Below are 23,256 nucleotides of genomic sequence, written 5' to 3'. Positions count from 1 at the left end.
TGCAATGCTAATGCGTTTGACTCGCATTCTGGACATGCCTAACGCGCGGCGCAGATAGAGAGCCATCGGGGAAATCAAAATGCGTCTGTCCTTGCGCCGCCTCCTGTTGAGCAGCGGCTTTGCCCTTGTCGTGATGCCGCATGTCGCCCGCGCGGCAGAAGCCGACAGCGCCGCAGAGGACGCGTCGCGCATCGTCGTGACCGCCGCCAACCAACCGTCCAGTTCCGCCACTGCCCTGTCGCTGTCGGTGCGCGAGACGCCGCAGTCGGTGACGATCATCAATCGCGAGCGGATCGAGGATTTCGCGATCACCAATGTCAACGACCTGCTCGACCAGACGATCGGCATCAATGTCGAGCGAGTCGAGACGGACCGCACCTATTTCAACTCGCGCGGTTTCGACGTGTCCAACTTCCAGGTCGATGGTGTCGGCCTGCCGCTCGCCTGGGGCATCCAGTTCGGCGACCTCGACACCGCCCTGTTCGAGAATGTCGAGGCGGTGCGCGGCGCCAATGCGATCATGACCGGCATCGGCAACCCGTCGGCGACGATCAACTATGTCCGCAAGCGGCCGCTCGACGAGTTCCAGGCCAAAGGCACGGCCCAGGTCGGCTCGCGCGACCTGTGGCGCGTGGAGGGCGACGTCAATGTCCCGGTGACCGATACGGTATCGGCGCGCTTCATCTATGCGCATGAGGATCGCGATACCCATCTGGACTATAACCACATCAATCGCGACGTCTTTGGCGCGATCGTCGCCTGGCAGGTGACCCCCGATCTCAAGGCGACGGTCGGATATACGCGCCAGGAAAATGACGCCGACGGCGTGCTGTGGGGGGCGATGCCGCTGGTGTTCACCGACGGCACCCGGATCGACTATGCGCGCTCGGCGACAACCTCGGCCGACTGGACCTATTGGAACACGAAGGACCAGAATAGCTTTGGCGAGCTGGTCTATACCATGGGCCAATGGACGCTGAGCGGGATGTTCACCTACAAGCGCTTCCAGGAGAATGCGAAGCTGCTCTATGCCTATGGCTATCCCGACAAGGAGACCGGCGAGGGCGTCTATGGCATGGCGGGCATCTACCCGTCCGACTATAAGCAATATCTGGGCGATTTCAGCGCCACCGGTCCGTTCAGCCTGTTCGGCCGCGAGCACAAGCTGGTGCTGGGCCTCTCCTATGCCAAGTCGAACGCCAAGGAGTGGGAGAATTTCGCCGAGGACAGCGCGCTGGTCTATCCGTCGGTCTATGACTGGGGCAGCGCGCAGGTGACCGAACCGGATTATCCGGGCGAATATCTGGCCGCCAAATATAGCGACGAGCTGACTCGCCTCTATGGCGCGGCCCATCTCAACTTCACTGACCAGCTGAAGGGCGTGGTCGGCGCCAGCGCGATGTGGATCAAGTCGTCCGGCTATTCCTATGGCACCGACCAGGCGCGCGACGACCACAAGATCAGCCCCTATCTCGGCCTGCTCTATGACGTGACGCCCAACGTCACCCTCTATGCCAGCTATACCGACATCTATAATCCGCAGGCGGAGGTCGACGCCAATAATCGCAAGCTGGACCCGGCCAAGGGCACCAGCATCGAGGGCGGCATCAAGAGCAGCTGGTTCGGCGATCGCCTCTATGCCACCGCCACCGTGTTCCGCGCCAAGCAGAAGGGACTGGCCGACTATGCCGGCACCTTTGGCGAGGATGGACCGGGCAAGGCCGGCGGCAGCTATTATGCCGGCGTCGATACCACCTCGACCGGTTTCGAGCTGGAAGTGGCGGGCAAGATCACCGACCAGTGGACGCTGAGCGGTGGCTATACCCAATATGATATCGAGGATGACGAGGGCAACGACACCCGCACCTGGTTGCCGACCAAGTCGCTGAAGCTGGCCACCACCTATCAGGTGCCGCAGCTCAACGACCTGAAGCTGGGCGCGCAGCTGCGCTGGCAGAATGCGATCAAGACGACGCTGACCGATGTCTATGACGGCGATGTTTACATGGGCGATGTGGTCGTTAAGCAGAAGAGCTATGCCGTGCTCGACCTGATGGCGGGTATCCGGGTGGTCGATCATCTGCGGGCGAGCGTGAACGTGAAGAATGTCACCAACACCAAATATCTGGGCAGCCTGATGTGGGGCCAGGCCTTCTATGCCGCGCCGCGCACGGCGGTGTTCACCTTGAGCGTCGACTATTGACGAAGGCGGCGGCTCTGCGCGCCCGTAGCGGCTGGCGTTATCGCGGCAATGTCGCGCTGCGCACGCTGGCGGGCACAGTGGGCGCCTATGCGGTTGCGGCGCTGGCGGCGATGTTGCTGGCCCGCACCCTGCCGATGGGCCGGCTGGAGGCTGTCACGGTCGCGACCATGTTCTCCTATCTGTTCGCCCCGGCGGCCAGCGTCTGGGCCTTTCTCGCGCGTGGGCCCTGGGTCGCTCTGGGCGGCGTGATAGTTCTTTCCGCACTGTTGGCGGGGCTGGTCTGGACGAGCGGAGGCTTTGCATGAGCGGGGCATCGGCCATGGTGCGCGACGGCGTGCGGCAGGCGATGGCCTGGCTGCACGGCTGGACCGGGCTGCTGCTGGGCTATGTGCTGTTCGTCATATGCCTGGCCGGGACGCTCAGCGTCTTCAAGCCGGAAATCGGCCGCTGGATGCGGCCCGAAGTGACGGCGCAGGCGGATAGCAAGAGCGCGATCGTCGCGGCGACCGGCTGGCTGTCGAAACATGCGCCGGGTTCCACCGGCTGGTATCTGACCGCGCCTGACGGCCGGGCCAACACGGTCGAGGCCTCCTATGACCAGGGCAGCGATTATCTGTATCGCGCGCTCGATCCGGTGACCGGCGCGCCGGTCGCGCGCGAGACGCTGGGCGGCGAATTTTTCTATCGCCTCCATTTCGAGCTGGAGATTCCCTATCCCTGGGGTCGGCTGCTCGCCTCGCTGGCGGCGATGGTCATGCTGGTCGCGCTGGTCACCGGCATCATCGCGCACAAGCGCATCTTCAAGGACTTCTTCACCTTCCGCCCGGCCAAGGGCCAGCGGTCCTGGCTCGACGGGCATAATGCGACCGGCGTGCTGGCCATGCCCTTCCACCTGATGATCACCTTCACCGGGCTGCTGACGCTGGCGTCGCTCAACATGCCCTGGCCGATCAGTGCCGGTTATGGTGACAAGGTGATGGAGATGTACGAGGCGCTGGCGCCGGGTTCGGTGACCCGTCCGGCGGCCGGCAAGCCCGCGTCGCTGGCACCGATCGCACCCATGCTGACGGCGGCCGAGCGCGCATTTGGCGGCGGCCATGTTGGCCGCGTCTATGTGTTCAATCCCGGCGACGCGGCATCGGTCGTCACCGTCTACCAGTCCGATGCCGACTCGATCGGCTATATGCGGGGGCAGGCGAGTTTTGACGGGACCACCGGCCGGCTGCTCAAGAGCTGGGTCGAGCGGCGGCCGGCGATGCGCACCTATCAGGTAGTCTATGGGCTGCACATGGCGCGCTTCGCACCGATGGCGACGCGCTGGCTCTATGTGCTGGGCGGGTCGATGCTGACGCTGGCGATCTCGACCGGCATGGTGCTGTGGATCGCCAAGCGGCGCGAGCGCCAGCCGCTCTCGATCGGCAATCGCATCCTTGAACGGCTGAATGTCGGCGTGATCACCGGCGTGCCGCTGGGCGCGGTCGCCTATTTCATCGCCAATCGCCTCTTGCCGATCGGCATGGCGGGGCGCCCCGAAGCGGAAGTGTCCGTGGCCTTGTGGACGGCGGGTGCGGCACTGCTGGCCGGGCTGGCGCTGCGTCCGGCCATCGGCTGGCCGTTGATGATGGGGCTGCTGGCCTTTGCCTGCGTGCTGGCGGCAGTGCTGGGGCCGGTCTGCTCGACCGAACCGGTCCTGCTGGCCGGCAATCTTCTGTTCCTGGCCATGGCGGCCGCGCTGGCGCTGATCGTGCGTCGGCAGATGCGACGGCGGCATGCGCCGACTCCGGCGCGTCGGCGGATGCGGGAGCAGCCGGCATGATCGTTGCGGGACTGCTCTATATCGGTTTCTTCGCATTGGCGGCGGCGATGACGCGGCATGGACCGGCGCTGCTCGGCCCCTGGCAGCGCCATGGGCTGGCCCGGCATCTGCCGCTGCTTGGCTGGAGCGCGATTGCCCTGTCGCTGCTCGGCGCGATCCTGTCCGGCACCGACGGGATCGGCATCGTCACCTGGTGCGGGCTGCTGCCGCTGATGGCGGGGGCGGTGCTGCTGGCGCTGACCTATGGTCCCCGGCTGGCGCGCGGCGGGCTGCTGCTGGCATTGGCGCTGATGGTCGTCGGCGCGGTTTAGGCCGCCTTCATCTCGATACTGGCGATCAGCCCGCCATCGGGTGCATTGCGCAGCGCGACGATCGCGCCGAAACTGAGGCCCAGCGACCGCGCGATGGTGAGGCCGATGCCGGTGCCGTGGCGGCCGCCAGGCTGGCTGCTGGCGCCGCGGGTAAAGGGTTCGAACATCTGGTCCAGATCCTGCGGCGGGATGCCGGGACCATGGTCGCGTATCTCGATCGTGACATGGCCGGGCGTGCGCAGGCAGCTGATCTCCGCGCATCCGCCATATTTGACGGCATTGTCGACCAGATTGCTCATGCAGCGGGTCAGCGCATTGGGCTTGACCCGGACCGACGCGCCGCAACCGGCGGCGAACTGGACCGGGGCGCCCAGTTCCTGCGCATCCTCGGCCATGCTGGCGAGCAGGGAATCAAGGTCGATCACTGACCATTCCTCATGCGTCTCGGTGCTGGCGGCAAGGTCCAGCCCTTCGCGCACCAGCCGCTGCATCGCCTCATGATCCTGCAGCAGGCGGGCGCGCAGTTCCTCATTCTCGACCAGTTCCAGCCGCAGCCGCAGCCGGGTGAGCGGGGTCTGGAGATCATGGCTGATCGCCGCCAGCAACTGGGTCCGTTCGGTGAAGCCGGCGCGGACGCGGCGCTGCATCAGGTTGAAGGTGGAGAGGGCGGCGCGCACCTCCTCCGGCCCGCGCTCGGGAATTTCCTCCGGATCGCGCGACACGGAAAAGGCTTCGGCGGCCTGGGACAGACGACGCAGCGGCTTGGCGGCGATCCGGCCGATCAGGATGGAGAGGCCGGCGGCCGAAAGCAGGATGACGACCAGATAGGCCGGGCTGAACAAGGAGCTGGGCGGCCGGGCGAGGCGCGGGAAGGTGAGCGCCATGCCGCGGCGCTGGCCGGTCGCGTCGGTCATGCGCACGATCCAGCAATCGGGCCGGGGCGCATCGATCAGGCCGGCAGCGCGGCTGCGCCCGGCATCCTTGTCGGGGAAACAGAGGCCGAAGGGCACCTGTCCCGCCTCCGGCTGGGCGCGGGGGCCGAAACGCCGGGCGAGCGCGGCTTCGAGATCGGGATCCGGCTCGTTGATGGAGATGCCGTCAGGGGCGATGGAAGCGCCGACAATGCCGTGATTTTCCAGCATCTGCTGAACGCGCACCGGATCGCGGCGCAGCCGGTCGGCGACGTCGAAGGCGCTGGCCAGCACGCGCTGGCGGCGGACGCGTTCGAAATCATGGCGGCGACCCTGTTCCGACACAGCGAGCGCGAGGATGGCCGAGAGCGAGATGCCGACGGTCAGCAGCACGAAGATATGCCCCGCCATCGAGCGGAAGAAATCCCGCACGCGCTGCACCGGCTGGCCGATCATTCGTAGCGCACCGGGCTGGCGAGAACATAGCCTTCGCCGCGAACGGTCAGGATCAGGTCGGCGCCGCCGGTGGCGCCGGCCAGCTTTTGTCGCAGGCGGCTGACCTGCAGGTCGATGGTGCGGTCGAAGGCGGCGGTGGCGCGCCGTTCGGGCAGCAAAGTCTCACGCGCGAGCACGACATTGGGCTCCTCTATGAAGCGGGAGAGCAGGCGGAATTCGGCGGAGGACAACATCACCAGCCGGTCGTCCGGGGCGATCAGCCGGCGTTGCAGCAGATCGAGCCGCCAGGGACCGAAGACGGCATAGCGGGACTGGTCGGCGGGCGCCGGGGGCTCGACGCGGGGGCGGCGCAGCAGGTTGCGGATGCGCACCAGCAGCTCGCGCGGCTCGAACGGCTTGGTCAGATAATCGTCGGCGCCCAGTTCCAGCCCCAGCACCCGGTCGATCGCGCTGCCGCGCGCCGTCACCATGATGATCTGGATGCCCGATCCTTCGGCGCGCAGCTCGCGGCACAGCGACAGGCCATCGCCATCGGGCAGGTTGAGATCGAGCACGATCAGGTCGACCGGCTGGTCGCGCAATGCCTGGCGCAGTTCGGCTAGGTTCGAGGCGGAAAGCAGGTCGTAATTTTCCTGCCGCAACTGATCGACGATCAGACCGCGAATATCGGCATCGTCGTCGACGACGATGACGCTGTTGCGGCGGGGATCGGACAGGTCAGCCATGTTGCGCTTCTAGCGGCGGATATTGCAAAAGTCTGTGCCTCTACCGGGGATGATACAGGGCGATACAAAGCGATACGCGTTCGGATGTCGCGCGACATGATGATGCGTCAGGATATCAACTTGGTCTAGCAGGATACGCCTCAAATCGCGATCAGGCGATCGTCGGCGCTGCCTGCCGGCGGTAACGATGTGAAGCCATGCCCATTTTCGCAGAGCTCCGGAGCCTCCGGGTCGCACCGATCGCATTATGCATCCTGATCACCGCTTGCGGACAGGAAAAGGCGCCAAAGAAAGGGCCTGTGGAAGTGGGCGTGGTGACGCTGGCGGCACAGAATGTGACCGTCTCGTCCGAATTGCCGGCGCGCACCGTGTCGACCATGCAGTCGGAAGTCCGGCCGCAGATCACCGGCGTGATCCAGAAAAGGCTGTTCACCGAAGGATCGATGGTGACGGCCGGCCAGCCGCTCTACCAGATTGACGAGAGGCTCTATCGCGCGTCGCGCGACGAGGCGCAGGCGGCGCTGGTCAGCGCGCAGGCGACGGCGGTGGCGGCACAGGCCAAGGCGCAGCGCTATCGCGGCCTGGGCGATACCGAGGCGGTGAGCGCGCAGGACCGCGACGATGTGATCGCGACGGCGCGCCAGGCAGCGGCCGCCGTGGGCCAGGCGCGCGCCTCGCTCGACACCGCCAATGTCAACCTGACCTTCACCCAGGTCCGTGCGCCGATCAGCGGCCGGATCGGCCGCACCCTCTTCACCCCCGGCGCGCTGGTGACCGCCAGCCAGACCGATCCGCTGACGACGATCCAGCAGCTTGACCCCATCTATGTCGACGTCACCCAGTCGAGCAGCCAGCTGCTGCAGCTGCGGCGATCGCTGGCGGCGGGCAAGACGCTGCCGGCCAGCGCGACGATCCGGCTGAAGCTGGACGACGGCAGCGAATATCCGCTGGAAGGGCGGATCGAATTTGCCGAGCCGATCGTCGATGTCGACAGCGGCACGGTGACGCTGCGCGCGCGCTTCCCCAATCCCGACGGCATGCTGCTGCCCGGCATGTTCGTGCGCGTCGTGGCGCCGCAGTCGGTCGTCCCCGGCGCGATCCTGGCGCCGCAGCAGGGCATCGCCCGCGACGCCAAGGGCAATGCGACCGCGCTGGTCGTGACCAAGGACAACAAGGTCGAGCGCCGCACCGTCACCGCCGCGCAGGCGATCGGCGACAAATGGCTGATCACCGCAGGCCTGAAGGCCGGCGACCGGCTGATCGTTGAGGGCACCGACAAGGTCCAGCCCGACGACAAGGTAAAGCCCGTCGCCGTCGCGGCGAAGAAGTAGGAGAGGCCCGGTGCTGAGCCGCTTTTTCATCGACCGGCCGATCTTTGCCTGGGTCATCGCCATCGGCATCATGCTGGCGGGCCTGGGCGGCATGCTGTCGCTGCCGGTCGCCCAATATCCCGACATCGCGCCGCCGGGCGTGGGTATCAGCGCCACCTATCCGGGCGCGTCGGCCGAAACGGTCGAGACCAGCGTCACCCAGGTCATCGAGCAGCAGCTGACCGGCATCGACGGGCTCATGTATTTCTCCTCCTCGTCGACATCGACGGGGCAGTCGCGCATCACCGTCACCTTCCAGAAGGGCACCGACCCCGACACCGCGCAGGTGCAGGTGCAGAACCGGGTGCAGCAGGCGCTGAGCCGCCTGCCCAGCGCCGTGCAGCAGCAGGGCCTGTCGGTCACCAAGCAGCAGACCGACTTCCTGATGCTGGTGGGTCTCTATGACGAGACCGACAATGCCACCCAGGCGGACATTGCCGACTATCTGGTCAACAATTTCCAGGATTCGATCGCCCGTATCGACGGCATCGGCGCGACCCAGATCTTCGGATCGCAATATGCGATGCGCATCTGGCTGGACCCCTATAAGCTGGCCGCGGTCAAGCTGATGCCGTCGGACGTCGAAACGGCGATCAAGGCCCAGAATATCGAAGTGTCGGCCGGCCAGATCGGTGCCGATCCGGCACCGGCGAACCAGCAGATCAACGCCACCGTCACGGCGCGCGCGCGCCTGGAAACGCCGGACCAGTTCCGCAATATCGTGGTGAAGACGCAGAGCGACGGGTCGGTCGTCCACCTGTCCGACGTGGCCCGCGTCGAGCTGGGCAATGAAAGCTATACCACCAGTGCGCGCCTCAACGGCCATCCGGCATCAGGCATGGCGTTGCAGCTGGCGCCGGGCGCCGACGCGCTCAAGACCGCCGAGCTGGTGAAGGCGCGCGTCGCCGAACTGGGTGGCAACCTGCCGCACGGCTACAAGATCGTTTATCCGCGCGACACCACGCCCTTCATCAAGCTGTCGGTCGAGGAAGTCGTGCAGACGCTGATCGAGGCGGTCGTGCTGGTCGTCATCGTGATGTTCGTCTTCCTGCAGAGCTGGCGTGCGACGCTGGTGCCCGCGATCGCGGTGCCGGTCGTGCTGCTCGGCACGTTCGGCATCCTTGCGCTGTTCGGCTATTCGATCAACACGCTGACCCTGTTCGGCATGGTGCTGTCGATCGGCCTGCTGGTCGACGACGCGATCGTCGTGGTGGAAAATGTCGAGCGCATCATGGAGGAAGAGGGGCTGTCGCCCCGCGACGCCACGATCAAGTCGATGATGGAGATTGGCAGTGCGCTGGTCGGCATCGCGCTGGTGCTGTCGGCGGTGCTGCTGCCCATGGCCTTCTTCGGCGGATCGACCGGCGTCATCTATCGCCAATTCTCGATCACGATCGTGTCGTCGATGCTGTTGTCGGTCGTGGTCGCATTGATCCTGTCGCCGGCCCTGTGCGCCACCATGCTGAAGCCGATCGACAAGGCGCATCGCGAGAAGGGCTGGTTCGGCAAGTTCAACCGCTGGTTCGAGCGGCTGACCAATGGCTATGTCCGCCGCACCCAGGGCGTGATCGGCAAGCGGGGCATCTTTTGGGGCCTCTATGTGGTGGTGCTGGGTATATTGGTCGTGCTGTTCATGCGCCTGCCGACCAGCTTCCTGCCGGTCGAGGATCAGGGCCAGGTGATGGTGCAGGTCACGCTGCCGTCCGGCGCCAAATCGAGCCGCACCAATGCGGCGATCGACCAGGTGCAGAGCTATTTCCTCAATGACGAGAAGGACAATGTCGCCTTCGCCTTCATCATGACCGGCTTCAGTTTCCAGGGGCAGGGCGAGAATGTCGGCCAGGGCTTCATCAACCTGGCGCCATGGGACGACCGCAAGGGCAAGACGAACGAGGCCGGCACGATCGCCAATCGGGCGACCAAGCAGCTGGGCGCGATCCGCGATGCCAAGGTGCTGGCGATGACCCCGCCGGCGATCCGCGGCCTGGGCCAGTCCAACGGCTTCACCTTCGAACTGCTGAACAGCGGCGGCCTCAGCCGTGAGCGCTTCCTGGAGCTGCGCAACCAGCTGATCGCGTCCGCGCAGCAGGATCCGGTTCTGGCAGGTGTGCGTGCGGCCTCGCTGGAGGATACGCCGCAGCTCAAGATCGACATCGATACCGAGAAGCTGACCGTGCTGGGCCTGACCCAGGCCAATGTCGACGATGTGCTCAGCTCCGCCTGGGGCAGCACCTATGTCAACGACTTCGTCGATCGCGGCCGGGTGAAGCGTGTCTATATGCAGGCCGACGCCCCCTATCGCGCCTTGCCGAGCGATCTCGACAACTGGATGGTGCGGTCGAGCACGACCGGCGAGATGGTGCCCTTCTCCGCCTTCGCCACCAGCCATTGGGTGATGGGGCCGAGCAGCGTGCAGCGCTTCAACGGTCTGTCCTCCTTCGAGATCCAGGGCCAGTCGGCGCCGGGCGCCAGCTCGGGCGATGCGATGGACCGGATGGTGGCGCTGCAGAAGCAGCTGCCGGCCGGCACCAGCTATGCCTGGAGTGGCCTCAGCTATCAGGAGCAATTGTCCGGCGGACAGGCGCCCCTGCTCTATGGCCTGTCGGTGCTGGTCGTCTTCCTCTGCCTCGCGGCCCTCTATGAAAGCTGGTCGATCCCGCTGTCGGTGCTGCTGGTCATTCCGCTCGGCCTGATCGGTGCGGTGCTGGCAGTGACGCTGCGCGGGCTGGAGAATAATATCTTCTTCCAGGTCGGCCTGCTGACCACCATGGGTCTGGCGGCGAAGAATGCGATCCTGATCGTCGAGTTTGCCGAACTGGCGCATCGCAATGGTCGCAATGCGCTGGAAGCGGCGCTGGAGGCGGCGCGGCTGCGCTTCCGTCCGATCCTGATGACCAGCCTGGCCTTCATCGCGGGCGTCATTCCGCTCGCCATCGCCACTGGGGCTGGCGCGCAGAGCCGCGTCGCGATCGGCACGGCGGTGGTCGGCGGCATGGTGACGGCGACGGTGCTGGCGATCTTCTACGTGCCGCTCTTCTTCGTCTCGATCGCCCGCCTGTTCGGCATGGACAAGAAGAAGCCGGGTGGCGAGCCGCCGGCCCAGGAACCGCCCGTGGACGGAGTGCCCGCATGACCCGCGCTGCATGGATGATGATGCCGCTGTCGGCGCTGGTGCTGGCCGGGTGCGACATGGCGCCCAAATATGTCCGGCCGCAAACGCCGGTGGCGCCGGCCTTCCCCACGGGTGAGGCCTATGCCCCGGCCAGCGCCGAGCCTGCGGGCCTGCCTTGGACCGCGCTGATCGGCGACGCGCGGCTCGAGACCGTGATCGAGCGGGCGCTGGCCAATAATCGCGACCTGCGGGTGGCGCTGGCCAATGTCCAGTCGGCGCGGGCGCAGTACAAAGTCGAGCGGGCGGCGCAGCTGCCGACGATCACGGGTGACGCGGCGGCGAGCTTCAGTCGCCAGAATGACAATCGGCAGAACAGCTATAGCGCCGATGTCGGTTTCAGCGCGTTCGAGATCGACCTGTTCGGCCGGGTCAAGAATCTGACCCGATCGGCGCTGGAATCCTATCTGGCGACGCAGGAAGGCATGCGGTCGACCCGCATCACCCTGATCGCCGAGACGGCGAGCGCCTATGCGACGATGGCGGCGGACCAGGAGTTGCTGGCGCTGTCGCGCCAGACGCTGGCGAGCGCGGAGCGCAGCCTGAAACTGACGCAGACGCTGAACACATCGGGCCTGGCCGGTAAGCTGGACGTGCATCAGGCCGAAACCACGGTGGAGCAGGCGCGCTCCGACATCGAGGCGAATGTCACTCAGGTCGCGCAGGACCGCAACGCGCTGGAACTGCTGGTCGGCGCGCCGGTCGAGGATGCGCTGCTGCCGCAATCGCTCGACAGCCTGTTGCAGTCGACCGCGAAGGTGCCTGCCGGCCTCTCCTCCGACGTGCTGTTGCAGCGGCCCGATGTGTTGCAGGCGGAACATCAGCTCAAAGCCGCCAATGCCGATATCGGCGCGGCGCGGGCGGCGATGTTCCCCAAGATCAGCCTGACCACGGCGATCGGCGTGGCCAGCTCGGCCCTGTCCTCGCTGTTCAGCGATGGCGGCTTTGCCTGGTCGGCGGCACCATCGGCCAGCATGCCGATCTTCGGCGGGGCGGCGCGCGGCAATCTGGACTATAGCAAGGCGCAGCGCGACCTTTATGTCGCGCAATATGAGAAGGCGATCCAGACCGCCTTCCAGGAAGTGTCGGACGGGCTGGCGCGGGCCGGCACGATCGACCGGCAGCAGGCGGCACAACAGGCGCTGGTGACGGCGAACCAGCGTTATTATGCGCTGGCGGACCAGCGCTATCGCGCGGGCATCGACACCTTCCTCAATTCGCTGACCAGCCAGCGGTCGCTCTACAGCGCGCAGCAGTCGGCGATCGCAACTGAGCTGGCGGCGGTGCAGAATCGCATCCTGCTCTACCGGGTGATCGGCGCCGACCAATAGGCGCCGATCCGCCCTCTTCTCCCGCTTTTCTAGGCCCGCGAATCCTGTTATTCTGCGGGCATAAAGAAGAAGGAGAGGGCCATGGCATTTCTGGCTCGGTGTCTGGACTGGCTGTGCGGCATCTGTGCATCCGCCGCGCAGGATGAGTGCGTCATCAACCAGCTGATCTCCAGCGTGACGCGATCCCGACATACGCCCTGATCCCTTCGCAGCCGCAACATAGTTCTTCACCTGCGCGCGCCGCCGTGTAGACTGGCGCTGCGGCACGATGCGCCGCAGGCTTGGGACATGGGGTGGCGCAAATGGCTCCCGACAGTCGTGATGCAGGCGATCGGCCCTGGTGGAAGGGCGCGGTCCTCTATCAAATCTATCCTCGCAGCTTTCAGGATTCGAACGGTGACGGCATTGGCGACCTGCCGGGCATCACCGCGCGGCTGGAGCATGTCGCCCGGCTGGGCGTGGACGCGATCTGGATTTCGCCTTTCTTCCCCTCGCCGATGCGCGATTTCGGCTATGATATCGCCGATTATTGCGGGGTGGATCCGATCTTCGGCACGCTCGCCGATTTCGACGCGCTGGTGGCGCGCGCGCATGAACTGGGGATCAAGGTCACGATCGACCAGGTCTATGCCCATAGTTCCGACCTGCATCCCTGGTTCGCGCAGAGCCGGCAGGACCGGGACAATGACAAGGCAGACTGGTTCGTCTGGGCCGATCCCAGGGCGGACGGCACGCCGCCCAACAACTGGCAGTCGGTGTTTGGCGGCCCGGCCTGGACCTGGGATGCGCGGCGGCGGCAATATTATATGCACCAGTTCCTGACCAGCCAGCCGCAGCTCAACGTTCACAATGTTGCGGTGCAGGATGCGCTGCTGGGCGCGATGCAATTCTGGCTGGATCGGGGCGTCGACGGCTTTCGCCTCGATGCGCTGAATCACGCGATGCACGACCTGGAATTGCGCGACAATCCGCCCGCGCCCGAGGGGGAAGGGCCACGCACCCGGCCGTTCGACTATCAGATTCGCCGTTACAGCCAGTCGCATCCCGGCGTGGTCGATTTCGTCGCGCGCATCCGCGACCTCACCGATCGCTATGGCGCGATCTTCACCGTGGCGGAGGTGGGCGGCGACCTCGCCGAGCAGGAGATGAAGGCCTATACGGCGGGCGAGGATCACCTCAACAGCGCCTATGGTTTCAACTTCCTCTATGCCCCGGCGCTGACGCCGGGCCTGATCGCCGATACGCTGGCGCGCTGGCCGGATGAGCCGGGCATGGGCTGGCCCAGTTGGGCGTTCGAAAATCATGATGCGCCGCGCGCCCTGTCGCGCTGGTGCGCGCCGGAGGATCAGCCCGCCTTCGCCCGGCTCAAGATGCTGCTGCTGATGGCGCTGCGCGGCAATGTCATCCTCTATCAGGGCGAGGAACTGGGCATAACCCAGGTCGATATCCCGTTCGAGAAATTGCAGGATCCCGAGGCGATCGCCAACTGGCCGCTGACCCTGTCGCGCGACGGCGCGCGCACGCCGCTGCCCTGGTCGGTCGATGCGGCGGAGGCGGGCTTTACCGATGGCGAGCCCTGGCTGCCGCTGGGTGCGGAGAATGTCGCGCGGGCGGTGGCGGCGCAGGAGGGCGACCCCGCGTCGCTGCTGCACTTCACCCGTGCGATGATCGCGCTGCGCAAGGCGAATCCGGCGTTGCGCCATGGGAGGCTGGACATCATGCGTGCCGACGACCAGTGCCTGGCCTTCCGTCGGGTGGCAGAGGATCAGGCGCTGACCTGCATCTTCAACCTGTCGCCGACACCCGCGCCCTGGCCGGAGGAAGTGGAGGCCGATGGCACGATCGTCGCGGCGATCGGCGACGCCGCGCCGGGGATGGCATTGCCGCCCTATGCGGCGCTGCTGCTGGCGCAGGATTAGGTCACACCTGCGTTCCACCGGGCAAAGTATATAGTGTCGTGCGGCCAAAAGGGCCGAATGCGCCCCACATGCCCCGGCAACGCCGCACCGACGCGACGCCTGGGGCACATTCGGGTCATGACGACGCGCCGGCCAAGCGACAGCCTCGCACCGCCCACGCTTCGGTTGGGGCACGAATGTTCGTTGGGAATCAAGGGCGCAGTGGTGCGATCCATCGTCGAGGATAGATCAGAGACGCGGCGAGTCGGACAGGGCTGTTGGAGATGCGCCAGACGTTTATCGTGAGACAGGCGCTTCTCGATCTTCGATAGCTGCGGCTCGTGAATCGGGTTAGATTTTCAATATGAGCATCGCCGACATCATCGAACGGGTCGCTGTCCTGCGGGCAGAAGCGGGTTTTGATGTGCCCGACTTATGGTTGACCTTCTATCTTTCGGGTTCTCTGGCGTCACTTGATAGGGTGGCGGAGGCATTATCCCGGATGGAAGCCGTCAATCTTGCCGACGGCGAAGGTGGCTTCCTCTATCCGAAATTGCGGGCGCCCGAAGCCACAGAAGATATAGCCGCCCTTATCGGGCAGGTTGGTCAGATTACGAAACAGTGCGGCGCTACCCTGCTCTCGGTCGATCTGGACACAAGCCGCGATCCATCGACATCCCGTTTTGCAGAAATCATCCGATATGATTGAGGGAGAGGAGCCGCCTCTCCCTCAAATTTCGCTTTAGCCTACTGCCGCCAGTTCCGGCGTGACGAAGCCGGCAAGGCGGTGTTGGATGATGGCGGTGGCGTCGTCGACGATGCGGGTGATGAGCTCCTGGCAGGTCGGGATGTCGTGGATCAGGCCCTGAATCTGGCCGGCCCAGATCAGGCCGGCGTCCAGATCACCGGTTTCGAGCGCGATCCGGCCCTTGGCGCCGGATACCAGGGGCTGGATGTCGGGGAAGACCGATCCTTCGCGCAGCGAGATTTCGACCACCTCGTCCGACACGCTGTTCTTGGCGACGCGAGCGCTATTCTTGAACTTGCGGAAGATGAGGTTGGTGCCGCGCTCGTCATTGTCGACCAGGAACTGCTTCACATTCTGGTGGATCGGCGCCTCGACCGTGGCGCAGAAGCGGGTGCCCATATTGATGCCTTCCGCGCCCAGCGCCAGCGCGGCGGCGAGGCCGCGGCCGTCGCCAAAGCCACCGCTGGCGATCATCGGGATGCTGAGCTTGTCGGCCGCCGCCGGGATCAGGATGAGGCCGGGAATATCGTCCTCGCCGGGATGGCCGGCGCATTCGAAACCGTCGATCGAGATGGCATCGACGCCCATCCGCTCGGCCGAGAGGGCATGGCGGACGGCGGTGCATTTATGGACGACGATGATGCCATGCGCCTTGAAATCATCGACATGTTCCTGCGGCTTGTGGCCGGCGGTCTCGACGATCGTCACGCCGCTGTCGATGATCGCCTGGCGATACTCCGCATAGGGCGGCGGATTGACCGAGGGCAGGATGGTGAGGTTCACGCCCAAGGGCTTGTCCGTCATCGTCCGGCAGCGGTCGATCTCGCGGCGCAGATCGTCCGGCGTCGGCTGGGTCAGGGCGGTAAGGATGCCCAGGCCCCCGGCATTGGAGACGGCGGCGGCCAGTTCGGCGCGGCCGACCCACATCATGCCGCCCTGCACGATCGGATGTTCGATGCCGCACAATTCGGTGAAACGCGTCTTCAAAGCCATCACAGTGCCTCCACGATCGTCACATTGGCGATGCCGCCGCCTTCGCACATGGTTTGCAGGCCATAGCGCTTGCCCCGCGCCTTGAGCGCATGAACGAGCGTGCTCATCAGCTTGGTGCCCGATGCGCCGAGCGGATGGCCGAGCGCGATCGCGCCGCCATGGACGTTGAGCCTGGCCGGATCGGCGCCGATCGCCTTGAGCCAGGCCATGGGGATGGAGGCGAAGGCCTCGTTCACCTCGAACAGGTCGATATCGTCGAGTTTCAGGCCCGATCGTTCGAACGCCTTGCGGGTGGCGGGGATCGGCTCCTCCAGCATGATGACCGGATCGCCCGCCGTGACGGTCAGGTTGACGATGCGAGCGAGGGGCGTGAGGCCGAAGCGCTTGATCGCCGCTTCGCTCGCCACCAGCACGCCCGACGCGCCATCCGTCATCTGGCTGGCATTGGCGGCGGTGATGGTGCCGCCTTCCTCCAGCGTCTTGACGCTGGCCATCGCCTCCATCGTGCCGCCGCGGCGCACGCCGTCGTCGGTGTCGAAAATACCCTCGGGCGTCAGCACCGGCACGATCTCCGCCTTGAAGGCGCCGCTGTCGATCGCGGCCGCTGCCTTGGCGTGGCTGGCGAGCGCATAGGCGTCCATATCCTCGCGGGTGAAGCCATATTTGTTGGCGATCGCCTGGGCGCCATGGAACTGGCTGAATTCGGCGACGCCATAGCGTTTCTGGATGCTCTTGGGCCAAGGGCCGTCGCCCAGGCCGGCGGCAGCGTGGAGCTGGAAGTTGGAGCCCATCGGCACGCGGGTCATGCTTTCGGCGCCGGCGGCAATCACCAGATCCTGGGTGCCGGACATGATCGCCTGCGCCGCGAAATGCAGCGCCTGCTGCGAGGAGCCGCATTGCCGGTCGATCGTCACGGCCGGCACGCTGTCGGGCAGTTTGGAGGCGAGGACGAGGTTGCGGCCGAAGGCGAAGCTCTGTTCGCCCGCCTGGCTGACGCAGCCGACGATCACATCCTCGATGGCGGCGGGATCGATGCCGGTGCGGTCGACCAGCGCGTTGAGAATGGTGGCGCCCAGATCGGCGGGATGGACGTCGATCAGCCCGCCCTTGCGGGCACGGCCACCGGCGGTGCGGACGGCGTCGACAATATAGGCCTCGGCCATGGGTCAGGCTCCTCTGAAATTCGGGGGACGCTTGGCGAGCAGGGCGGCAAGCCCTTCCTGCGCCTCACCGGCGCCGGCGACCGCCATCGATCGCAATTCGCGGTCGAGCTGGGTCTCGAATCCGGTGTCAAAACTGTCATGCAGCAGGGTGCGGGCGGCACCATAGGCGGCCGTCGGCGCGTCGGCGAGGCGGGTGGCGAGCGCCAGCCCTTCGGCCTCCAGCGCGTCATCATCGACCAGCCGGGTGACGAGGCCGATGGCTTCGGCCTCCTCGCTTTTGATGCGGCGGTTGGTGAGGATGATCTCTTGCGCGCGGCGCAGGCCGACGAGGCGTGGCAGCAGCCAGCTGAGCCCGCCATCGGCGGTCAGGCCGATCGCGCCATAGGCCGCGGTATAATGGGCTGAGCGGGCGGCCAGCACGACATCGCCCAATATGGCGAGACTGAAGCCTGCGCCCGCCGCCGGGCCGTTGACCAAAGTCACCAGCGGCTTGGCCATGCGGGCGAGGCGCGTGACGGCGGCGTGGAAGGTGGCGATGAGTTCGGTGAGGACGGTGGGCAGTTGCGCGCCCGCGCCGCCCATCAGCGCGACATCGCCGCCGGCGCAGAACAGCTTGCCATTGCCGGTGAGGACGACGCAGCGGACCGCCGCATCGCCCTCGCAGCGGATGGCGGCGTCGAGCAGCGCGCGGGCGAGCGGCAGGTCGATCGCATTGCCGACCGCCGGACGATCCAGCGTGATCCGGGCGATGCCGTCGGCGATCGCCAGCGTCACGCCGCTGCCCGACCCGCTCATCAGCGCGGCGCCATGCGGATGGCGCCGTCGAGGCGGATCACCTCGCCATTCAGCATCGGGTTGCGGACGATCGATTCGACCAGCTGGGCATATTCGGCGGGTTTGCCGAGGCGGCTGGGGTGAGGCACCTGCGCGCCCAGCGCATCCTGCACATGCTGGGGGAAGGCCTCCAGCATCGGCGTCAGGAAGATGCCCGGCGCGATCGTCATCACGCGGATCTTGTGCTGGGCGAGATCGCGGGCGATCGGCAGGGTCATGCCGACCACGCCGCCCTTCGACGCGGAATAGGCCGCCTGGCCGATCTGGCCGTCATAGGCCGCGACCGAGGCGGTGTTGACGATGACGCCCCGCTCGCCGTCACTCTCCTCGGCCGCTGCCGCGCGGGCGGCGAATTTGGATATCATGTTGAAGGTGCCGATCAGGTTGACGGTCACCGTCTTGGCGAAGCTGTCGAGCGGATGGGGCAGATTTTCCTTGCCCACCGTCTTCACGGCCGGGGCGATGCCGGCGCAATTGACCAGGATGCGGGCGACGCCGTGCGCGCCCTCCGCCGTGTCGAGTCCGGCGGTGACGCTGGCATCGTCGGCGACATTGACGCCAACATAAAGCCCGCCGATTTCGGCCGCGACTGCCTTGCCGGCGTCCTCATTGAGGTCGAAGATTGCGACCTTGGCGCCCTGCGCGGCGAGCATGGTGGCGGTGGCACGGCCGAGGCCGGAGGCGCCACCGGTGACGATGGCGGCCAGTCCCTTGATATCCATTATCTGTCCTCTCCCGGCAGAATTATACGAGTTCGACGGCCATGGCGGTGGCTTCGCCGCCGCCGATGCAGAGGCTGGCGACGCCGCGCTTGAGGCCGCGGGTTTCCAGCGCGCCCAAAAGGGTGGCGACGATGCGCGCGCCCGATGCGCCGATCGGATGGCCGAGCGCGGTGGCGCCGCCATTGACGTTGAGCTTGTCGGCCGGGATGCCCAGTTCCTTGGCGGCGATCATCGCGACCACGGCAAAGGCTTCGTTGACCTCGAACAGGTCGACATCCTCGACCGACCAGCCGGCCTTGGCCAGCAGCTTGCGCATCGCGGGCACCGGCGCGGTGGTGAACTTGGCGGGCTCATGGGCATGGGCGGCGGTGGCGACGACCTTCGCCACCACTTTAAGGCCCTGCTTTTCCGCGACGCTCTGGCGGGTCATCACCAGCGCGGCGGCGCCATCCGAAATGGACGAGGCATTGGCGGCGGTGATGGTGCCATCCTTGACGAACGCGGGCTTGAGGCCGGGAATCTTTTCCGGCCGGGCCTTGCCGGGCTGTTCGTCGGTGTCGATGACGGTGTCGCCGCCCCGGCCCGATACGGTGACCGGCGTGATCTCGCGGACGAAGGCGCCGCTGCCGATCGCCGCATTGGCGCGGTCGAGCGAGCGGATGGCATAATCATCCTGATCGGTGCGGGTGAACTGATAGTCGCGCACCGCCTCTTCGGCGAAGACGCCCATCGCCTTGCCGGGTTCATAGGCATCCTCCAGCCCGTCCATCATCATCGTGTCGATGATGCGGTCATGGCCGATGCGGGCGCCGCTGCGATGCTTGGGCAGGGCATAGGGGGCGTTGGTCATGCTCTCCATGCCGCCCGCGATGACGATATCGGCCGCGCCCGATGCCAGCGCCTCATGCGCCATGATCGCCGCCTGCATGCCCGATCCGCACATCTTGTTGACGGTCGTTGCTTCGGTATTGAGGCCAAGGCCCGCGCCCAGCGCGGCCTGGCGTGCGGGTGCCTGGCCCAGGCCGGCAGGCAGCACGCAGCCCATATAGATGCGATCGATGGCGTCAGTGGCGACGCCGGCCCGCTCGACCGCGGCCTTGACCGCCGTCGCGCCAAGGTCCGTGGCCTTGACGGCCGAGAGTGCGCCCTGGAACCCACCCATGGGGGTGCGGGCATAGCTCGCAATGACTACCGGATCGTCCTGCATCGAAATACTCCTTCAAAGGCTGCGCGCAATGACCATGCGCTGGATGTCCGACGTGCCCTCGTAAATCTGGCACACCCGGACATCGCGGTAGATTTTCGCGATTCCGAATTCTTCAAGATAGCCATAGCCACCCAGTGTCTGCATCGCGCCGGATACCACGGCCTCGGCCGCTTCGGAGGCGAACAGCTTGGCCATCGACGCCTGGGTCAGGGCCGGCTGGCCACTGTCCTTCATCGCGGCGGCGGACAGGACGAGCTGGCGCGCCGCCTCCAGCCGGGTGGCGAGGTCGGCGAGGCGGAAGCCAACCGCCTGATGCTCGATGATCGCCTTGCCAAAACTCTTGCGGTCCTTGGCATAGGCGACCGCAATCTCCAGCGCCGCCTGCGCCATGCCGACGCACTGGGCGGCGATGCCGATGCGGCCGGTCTCCAGATTGGCCAAAGCGATCCGATAGCCCTGGCCCGGCTGGCCGATCAGCAGATCATCCTCGACGAACATGTCGTCGAACCGCAGCGCGCAGGTGTCCGACGCGCCCTGGCCCATCTTGTGCTCGACCTTGTCGACCGCATAGCCTGGCCGGTCGGTCGGCACGATGAAGGCGGACAGGCCTTTCTTGCCGGCGTCGGGATCGGTGACGGCGATGATCATCACCAGTCCGCCGATCTTGCCGGAGGTGATGAACTGCTTGGCGCCGCTGATGCGCCAGCCGCCATCGACCTTGACCGCGCGGGTGCGCACGGCCGATGCGTCGGAGCCGGCGTCGCTTTCGGTGAGGGCGAAGGCGCCGATGGTGCGGCCGCCGATCAGGTCGGGCAGGAAGCGGGCCTTCTGCGCCTCGCTGCCATCCTTGAGCAGGCCGGAGACGAGGATCGAATTCTGGATCGAGACAATGGTGGAGAGGGCGCCGTCGGCGGCCGCCAGTTCCATCAAAGCGAGGGCGTAGGAGACGGAATCCGCCTCCGCGCCGCCATAGGCTTCCGGCGCGGTCATGCCCCAGAGGCCCAGGCCCGCCATCTCCTCGAACAATGCGCGGGGATAGCCGCCCTCCGCCTCGAACCGGGCCGAATGCGGGCGGATCGTCGCCTGGGCGAAATCCCGGACGGTATCGCGAATCGCGCTCTGGATTTCGGTCAGCATAAACCCTTGCGTCTCTCCTATACTCATGAGTAGGTTGCGCCTGTTGCGATTTCTTGTCAACAGGCGGCATGGAGGAACAGCGAGTGTCGGCGAAAAGCGCAGTGGCGATCCCGTCTCCCTTCCGCACGCGGGAGGAGAAGGCGCGCGAGCGAGAGGAAAAGCGCGAGGCGGTGCTGCGCGCGGCGGTGCGCATGTTCAACGCGCGCGGCTTTCATGCGACCTCGCTGGACGATGTCGCCGCGAGCCTGGGGATCAGCAAGCCGACCATCTATCATTATCTGGGCAACAAGGAGCAGGTGCTGATCGAATGCGTCACCCGCGGCCTGGAGATGCTGCGTGCGGCGGCCGACGAGGCGCGTGCAGGGGAAGGCAATGGCCTGGCCCGGCTCGGCTATTTCCTGCGTCGCTATGGCGCGGTGATCATGGATGATTTCGGCGCCTGCGTGGTGCGGACGGGTGACGAATGCCTGTCGGTCGAAGGCGCGATCCTGTTCCGATCGCGCAAGCGCGACATCGACCTGGCCATGCGCGGGCTGATCGCCGACGCGGTGGCGGACGGGTCGATCGCCCCGGTCGACGTGAAGCTGGCGGCCTTCACCCTGGCCGGCGCGCTCAACTGGGCGGCGCGCTGGCGTGACCCCGCTGGCGCGATGAGCGCCGAGGCGATCGCGGCGGCGCAGGTCGACCTGCTGATTGCGGGCCTCGCCCCGCGCGGCTGAGGCTGCCCGCTTCTCTCCTGTCCGAATTGGTCAAGCGACGCGCCATGGCGCGCGCCTATGACCGGCCCATGGACAGACAGCCCGCCGCGACGGGCGGGAAGGAGAGGGCCGGATGGAGATTGCCGCCACGCATTTGCAGGCGATGCTGGACCGGGAGGCGATCCGCGATTGCCTCGCCCGGCTGGCGCGGGGTGAGGACCGGCACGCCGCCGACCTGATCCGCGCCTGTTGCTGGCCCGACGGCAGCACCGACTATGGCGTGTTCGCCGGCGATTTCGACGCTTATCTCGCCTGGGTGGTGCCCGGTGCCGAAGCGATCCTCTGCACCCAGCATCTGCTGGGGCAGAGCGTCATCGATCTGGCGGGCGACACGGCGCGGGTCGAGACGCAGGTTCAATCCTATCATCGCATCGACATGGGCGATGCGCAGCGCGACGTCATGATCGGCGGCCGCTATCTCGACATTTTCGAACGGCGCGAGGGCCAGTGGCGGATCGCGCGGCGCACCATGCTCTATGACTGGGTGCAGGATATCGGCGTCTCAGCCGACTGGAGTCAGGGCGTGATGGGCATGGCGTTCAGCGCGCCGCATTTCACCGGCCGCGCGAACGGCGATCATAGCGTGCGCTTCTTCGCGCGCGAAACCGACTGAGGGAGAGGATCATGAAACCGCTGGACGGCAAGGTCGCGATCGTCACCGGCGCGAGCCGGGGCATCGGCAAGGGGATGGCGCTGGCGCTCGCCGAGCAGGGGGCGACGGTCTATGTCACCGGACGCACGGTCAAGGCGGGCGACCATGAACTGCCGGGCACGGTCGGCGAGACGGCGGCGCAATGCGATGCGCGCGGCGGCCGGGGCATTGCGGTGCAGGTCGACCATGGCGACGATGCGCAGGTGGCGGCCCTGTTCGACCAGGTCCGGCGCGAACAGGGGCGGCTCGACCTGTTGGTCAACAACGCCTTTGCGATCCCCGAGGATCTAACCGTGCCGGGCAGCTTCTGGGAAAAGCCCTTGTCCAACTGGGACATGGTCGATGTCGGCGTCCGCTCCAACTTCGTCGCGGCGCGCCATGCCGCGCAGATGATGGTGCCGCAGGGTTCGGGGCTGATCGTCGCGATATCGGGCTATGTCGGCGTGACCTATACCTATGGCGTCGTGTTCGGCACTGCCAAGTCGGCGGTCGACCGCATGGCGCGGGACATGGCGATCGAATTGCAGTCCCATGGCGTCGCCTCGCTCTCGCTATGGCAGGGGCTGACCATGACCGAGCGGGCACAGCGCAACATTGCCGCCAATCCGGCGATGAAGGCGCTGACCGTGACCAATCCGCTGGTCGGCTGCTCGCCCGAATTTCCCGGCCGGGTGATCGCCGCGCTGCTCGCCGATCCGGCGATCATGGCGCGATCGGGCGGCACCTTCATCACCGCCGAACTGGCGCAGGATTATGGCATCACCGATGTCGACGGAAAGACCATACCGTCGCTGCGGGCCGAGCGCGGCGCACCGATCTGGCAGCCGATCGCCCCGCGGACGGAGGCATAGG

At 66.3% G+C, this 23,256-nt stretch carries 20 protein-coding genes; 12 read left to right on the top strand and 8 right to left on the bottom strand.

Annotation, left to right across the window (positions count from 1 at the left end; all coding sequences use genetic code 11):
- Positions 1-79: 79 nt before the first annotated feature.
- The 4 genes from AC13EK_RS02925 to AC13EK_RS02910 are packed head-to-tail and all read left to right on the top strand — an operon-like array spanning position 80 to position 4,330.
- Positions 80-2,203, top strand: coding sequence for a TonB-dependent siderophore receptor (locus AC13EK_RS02925; protein WP_069337284.1), 2,124 nt, complete (start codon positions 80-82; stop codon positions 2,201-2,203).
- Positions 2,200-2,508 (top strand): ketohydroxyglutarate aldolase, encoded by a 309-nt coding sequence (locus tag AC13EK_RS02920; RefSeq protein ID WP_069337285.1) that lies wholly within the window; start codon positions 2,200-2,202, stop codon positions 2,506-2,508. The genes AC13EK_RS02925 and AC13EK_RS02920 overlap by 4 nt, the downstream gene beginning before the upstream one ends.
- The gene (locus tag AC13EK_RS02915) at positions 2,505-4,019 is read left to right on the top strand and encodes a PepSY-associated TM helix domain-containing protein (RefSeq protein WP_069337286.1); all 1,515 of its coding nucleotides are present in this window, start codon (positions 2,505-2,507) and stop codon (positions 4,017-4,019) included. Before AC13EK_RS02920 ends, AC13EK_RS02915 begins: the two co-directional genes overlap by 4 nt.
- Complete coding sequence (locus tag AC13EK_RS02910; RefSeq protein ID WP_069337287.1) at positions 4,016-4,330, top strand: DUF3325 family protein; 315 nt, start codon at positions 4,016-4,018, stop codon at positions 4,328-4,330. The genes AC13EK_RS02915 and AC13EK_RS02910 overlap by 4 nt, the downstream gene beginning before the upstream one ends.
- Here AC13EK_RS02910 and AC13EK_RS02905 read toward each other — a convergent pair.
- Positions 4,327-5,697: an ATP-binding protein gene (locus tag AC13EK_RS02905; protein WP_017500811.1), complete on the bottom strand. Its 1,371-nt coding sequence runs from the start codon at positions 5,695-5,697 to the stop codon at positions 4,327-4,329. The genes AC13EK_RS02910 and AC13EK_RS02905 overlap by 4 nt on opposite strands.
- The gene (locus AC13EK_RS02900; protein WP_069337288.1) at positions 5,694-6,422 is read right to left on the bottom strand and encodes a response regulator; all 729 of its coding nucleotides are present in this window, start codon (positions 6,420-6,422) and stop codon (positions 5,694-5,696) included. The genes AC13EK_RS02905 and AC13EK_RS02900 overlap by 4 nt, the downstream gene beginning before the upstream one ends.
- Before the next feature lie 197 nt (positions 6,423-6,619).
- On the opposite strand from AC13EK_RS02900, the gene AC13EK_RS02895 reads away from it, so the two are divergent.
- The 5 genes from AC13EK_RS02895 to AC13EK_RS02875 all read left to right on the top strand — a co-directional run bounded on the left by AC13EK_RS02895 (position 6,620) and on the right by AC13EK_RS02875 (position 14,899).
- Entirely contained in the window at positions 6,620-7,753 is a 1,134-nt protein-coding gene (locus AC13EK_RS02895) for an efflux RND transporter periplasmic adaptor subunit (RefSeq protein WP_004209097.1), read from the top strand.
- 10 nt (positions 7,754-7,763) lie between these two features.
- Complete coding sequence (locus AC13EK_RS02890; RefSeq protein WP_010336212.1) at positions 7,764-10,925, top strand: efflux RND transporter permease subunit; 3,162 nt, start codon at positions 7,764-7,766, stop codon at positions 10,923-10,925.
- The gene (locus tag AC13EK_RS02885) at positions 10,922-12,292 is read left to right on the top strand and encodes an efflux transporter outer membrane subunit (RefSeq protein ID WP_069337289.1); all 1,371 of its coding nucleotides are present in this window, start codon (positions 10,922-10,924) and stop codon (positions 12,290-12,292) included. Before AC13EK_RS02890 ends, AC13EK_RS02885 begins: the two co-directional genes overlap by 4 nt.
- Before the next feature lie 302 nt (positions 12,293-12,594).
- The gene (locus tag AC13EK_RS02880) at positions 12,595-14,211 is read left to right on the top strand and encodes an alpha-amylase family glycosyl hydrolase (protein WP_069337290.1); all 1,617 of its coding nucleotides are present in this window, start codon (positions 12,595-12,597) and stop codon (positions 14,209-14,211) included.
- A gap of 343 nt (positions 14,212-14,554) precedes the next feature.
- Complete coding sequence (locus AC13EK_RS02875; protein ID WP_069337291.1) at positions 14,555-14,899, top strand: hypothetical protein; 345 nt, start codon at positions 14,555-14,557, stop codon at positions 14,897-14,899.
- A gap of 33 nt (positions 14,900-14,932) precedes the next feature.
- Here AC13EK_RS02875 and AC13EK_RS02870 read toward each other — a convergent pair whose 3' ends face one another.
- From AC13EK_RS02870 to AC13EK_RS02845, 6 genes are read right to left on the bottom strand one after another with little or no spacing between them, the layout of a single operon-like run.
- Complete coding sequence (locus tag AC13EK_RS02870; protein ID WP_069337292.1) at positions 14,933-15,931, bottom strand: NAD(P)H-dependent flavin oxidoreductase; 999 nt, start codon at positions 15,929-15,931, stop codon at positions 14,933-14,935.
- Positions 15,931-17,094 (bottom strand): acetyl-CoA C-acetyltransferase, encoded by a 1,164-nt coding sequence (locus AC13EK_RS02865; protein ID WP_069337293.1) that lies wholly within the window; start codon positions 17,092-17,094, stop codon positions 15,931-15,933. Before AC13EK_RS02865 ends, AC13EK_RS02870 begins: the two co-directional genes overlap by 1 nt.
- A gap of 3 nt (positions 17,095-17,097) precedes the next feature.
- Positions 17,098-17,889: an enoyl-CoA hydratase/isomerase family protein gene (locus tag AC13EK_RS02860; RefSeq protein WP_069337294.1), complete on the bottom strand. Its 792-nt coding sequence runs from the start codon at positions 17,887-17,889 to the stop codon at positions 17,098-17,100.
- Complete coding sequence (locus AC13EK_RS02855; protein ID WP_069337295.1) at positions 17,889-18,650, bottom strand: 3-hydroxyacyl-CoA dehydrogenase; 762 nt, start codon at positions 18,648-18,650, stop codon at positions 17,889-17,891. Before AC13EK_RS02855 ends, AC13EK_RS02860 begins: the two co-directional genes overlap by 1 nt.
- Positions 18,651-18,672: 22 nt before the next feature.
- Positions 18,673-19,857, bottom strand: coding sequence for an acetyl-CoA C-acyltransferase (locus tag AC13EK_RS02850; RefSeq protein WP_010336219.1), 1,185 nt, complete (start codon positions 19,855-19,857; stop codon positions 18,673-18,675).
- Between the two features lie 12 nt (positions 19,858-19,869).
- Positions 19,870-20,994: an acyl-CoA dehydrogenase family protein gene (locus AC13EK_RS02845; protein WP_069337296.1), complete on the bottom strand. Its 1,125-nt coding sequence runs from the start codon at positions 20,992-20,994 to the stop codon at positions 19,870-19,872.
- 83 nt (positions 20,995-21,077) lie between these two features.
- Between AC13EK_RS02845 and AC13EK_RS02840 the strand changes: the two genes are divergently transcribed.
- The 3 genes from AC13EK_RS02840 (at position 21,078) to AC13EK_RS02830 (ending at position 23,255) form a co-directional block, all read left to right on the top strand.
- The gene (locus AC13EK_RS02840; protein ID WP_069337315.1) at positions 21,078-21,713 is read left to right on the top strand and encodes a TetR/AcrR family transcriptional regulator; all 636 of its coding nucleotides are present in this window, start codon (positions 21,078-21,080) and stop codon (positions 21,711-21,713) included.
- A 112-nt stretch (positions 21,714-21,825) separates the two neighbouring features.
- Positions 21,826-22,365 carry a nuclear transport factor 2 family protein gene (locus AC13EK_RS02835; RefSeq protein WP_069337297.1) on the top strand — a complete coding sequence of 180 codons (540 nt, stop codon included), beginning with the start codon at positions 21,826-21,828 and terminating at the stop codon, positions 22,363-22,365.
- An 11-nt stretch (positions 22,366-22,376) separates the two neighbouring features.
- Positions 22,377-23,255, top strand: a complete 879-nt coding sequence (locus tag AC13EK_RS02830; protein WP_069337298.1) for an SDR family NAD(P)-dependent oxidoreductase — start codon at positions 22,377-22,379, stop codon at positions 23,253-23,255.
- Position 23,256: the final 1 nt, after the last annotated feature.

The sequence above is a fragment of the Sphingobium sp. L-44 genome, assembly GCF_056859495.1.
This window is presented reverse-complemented; position numbering and strand designations above follow the sequence as displayed.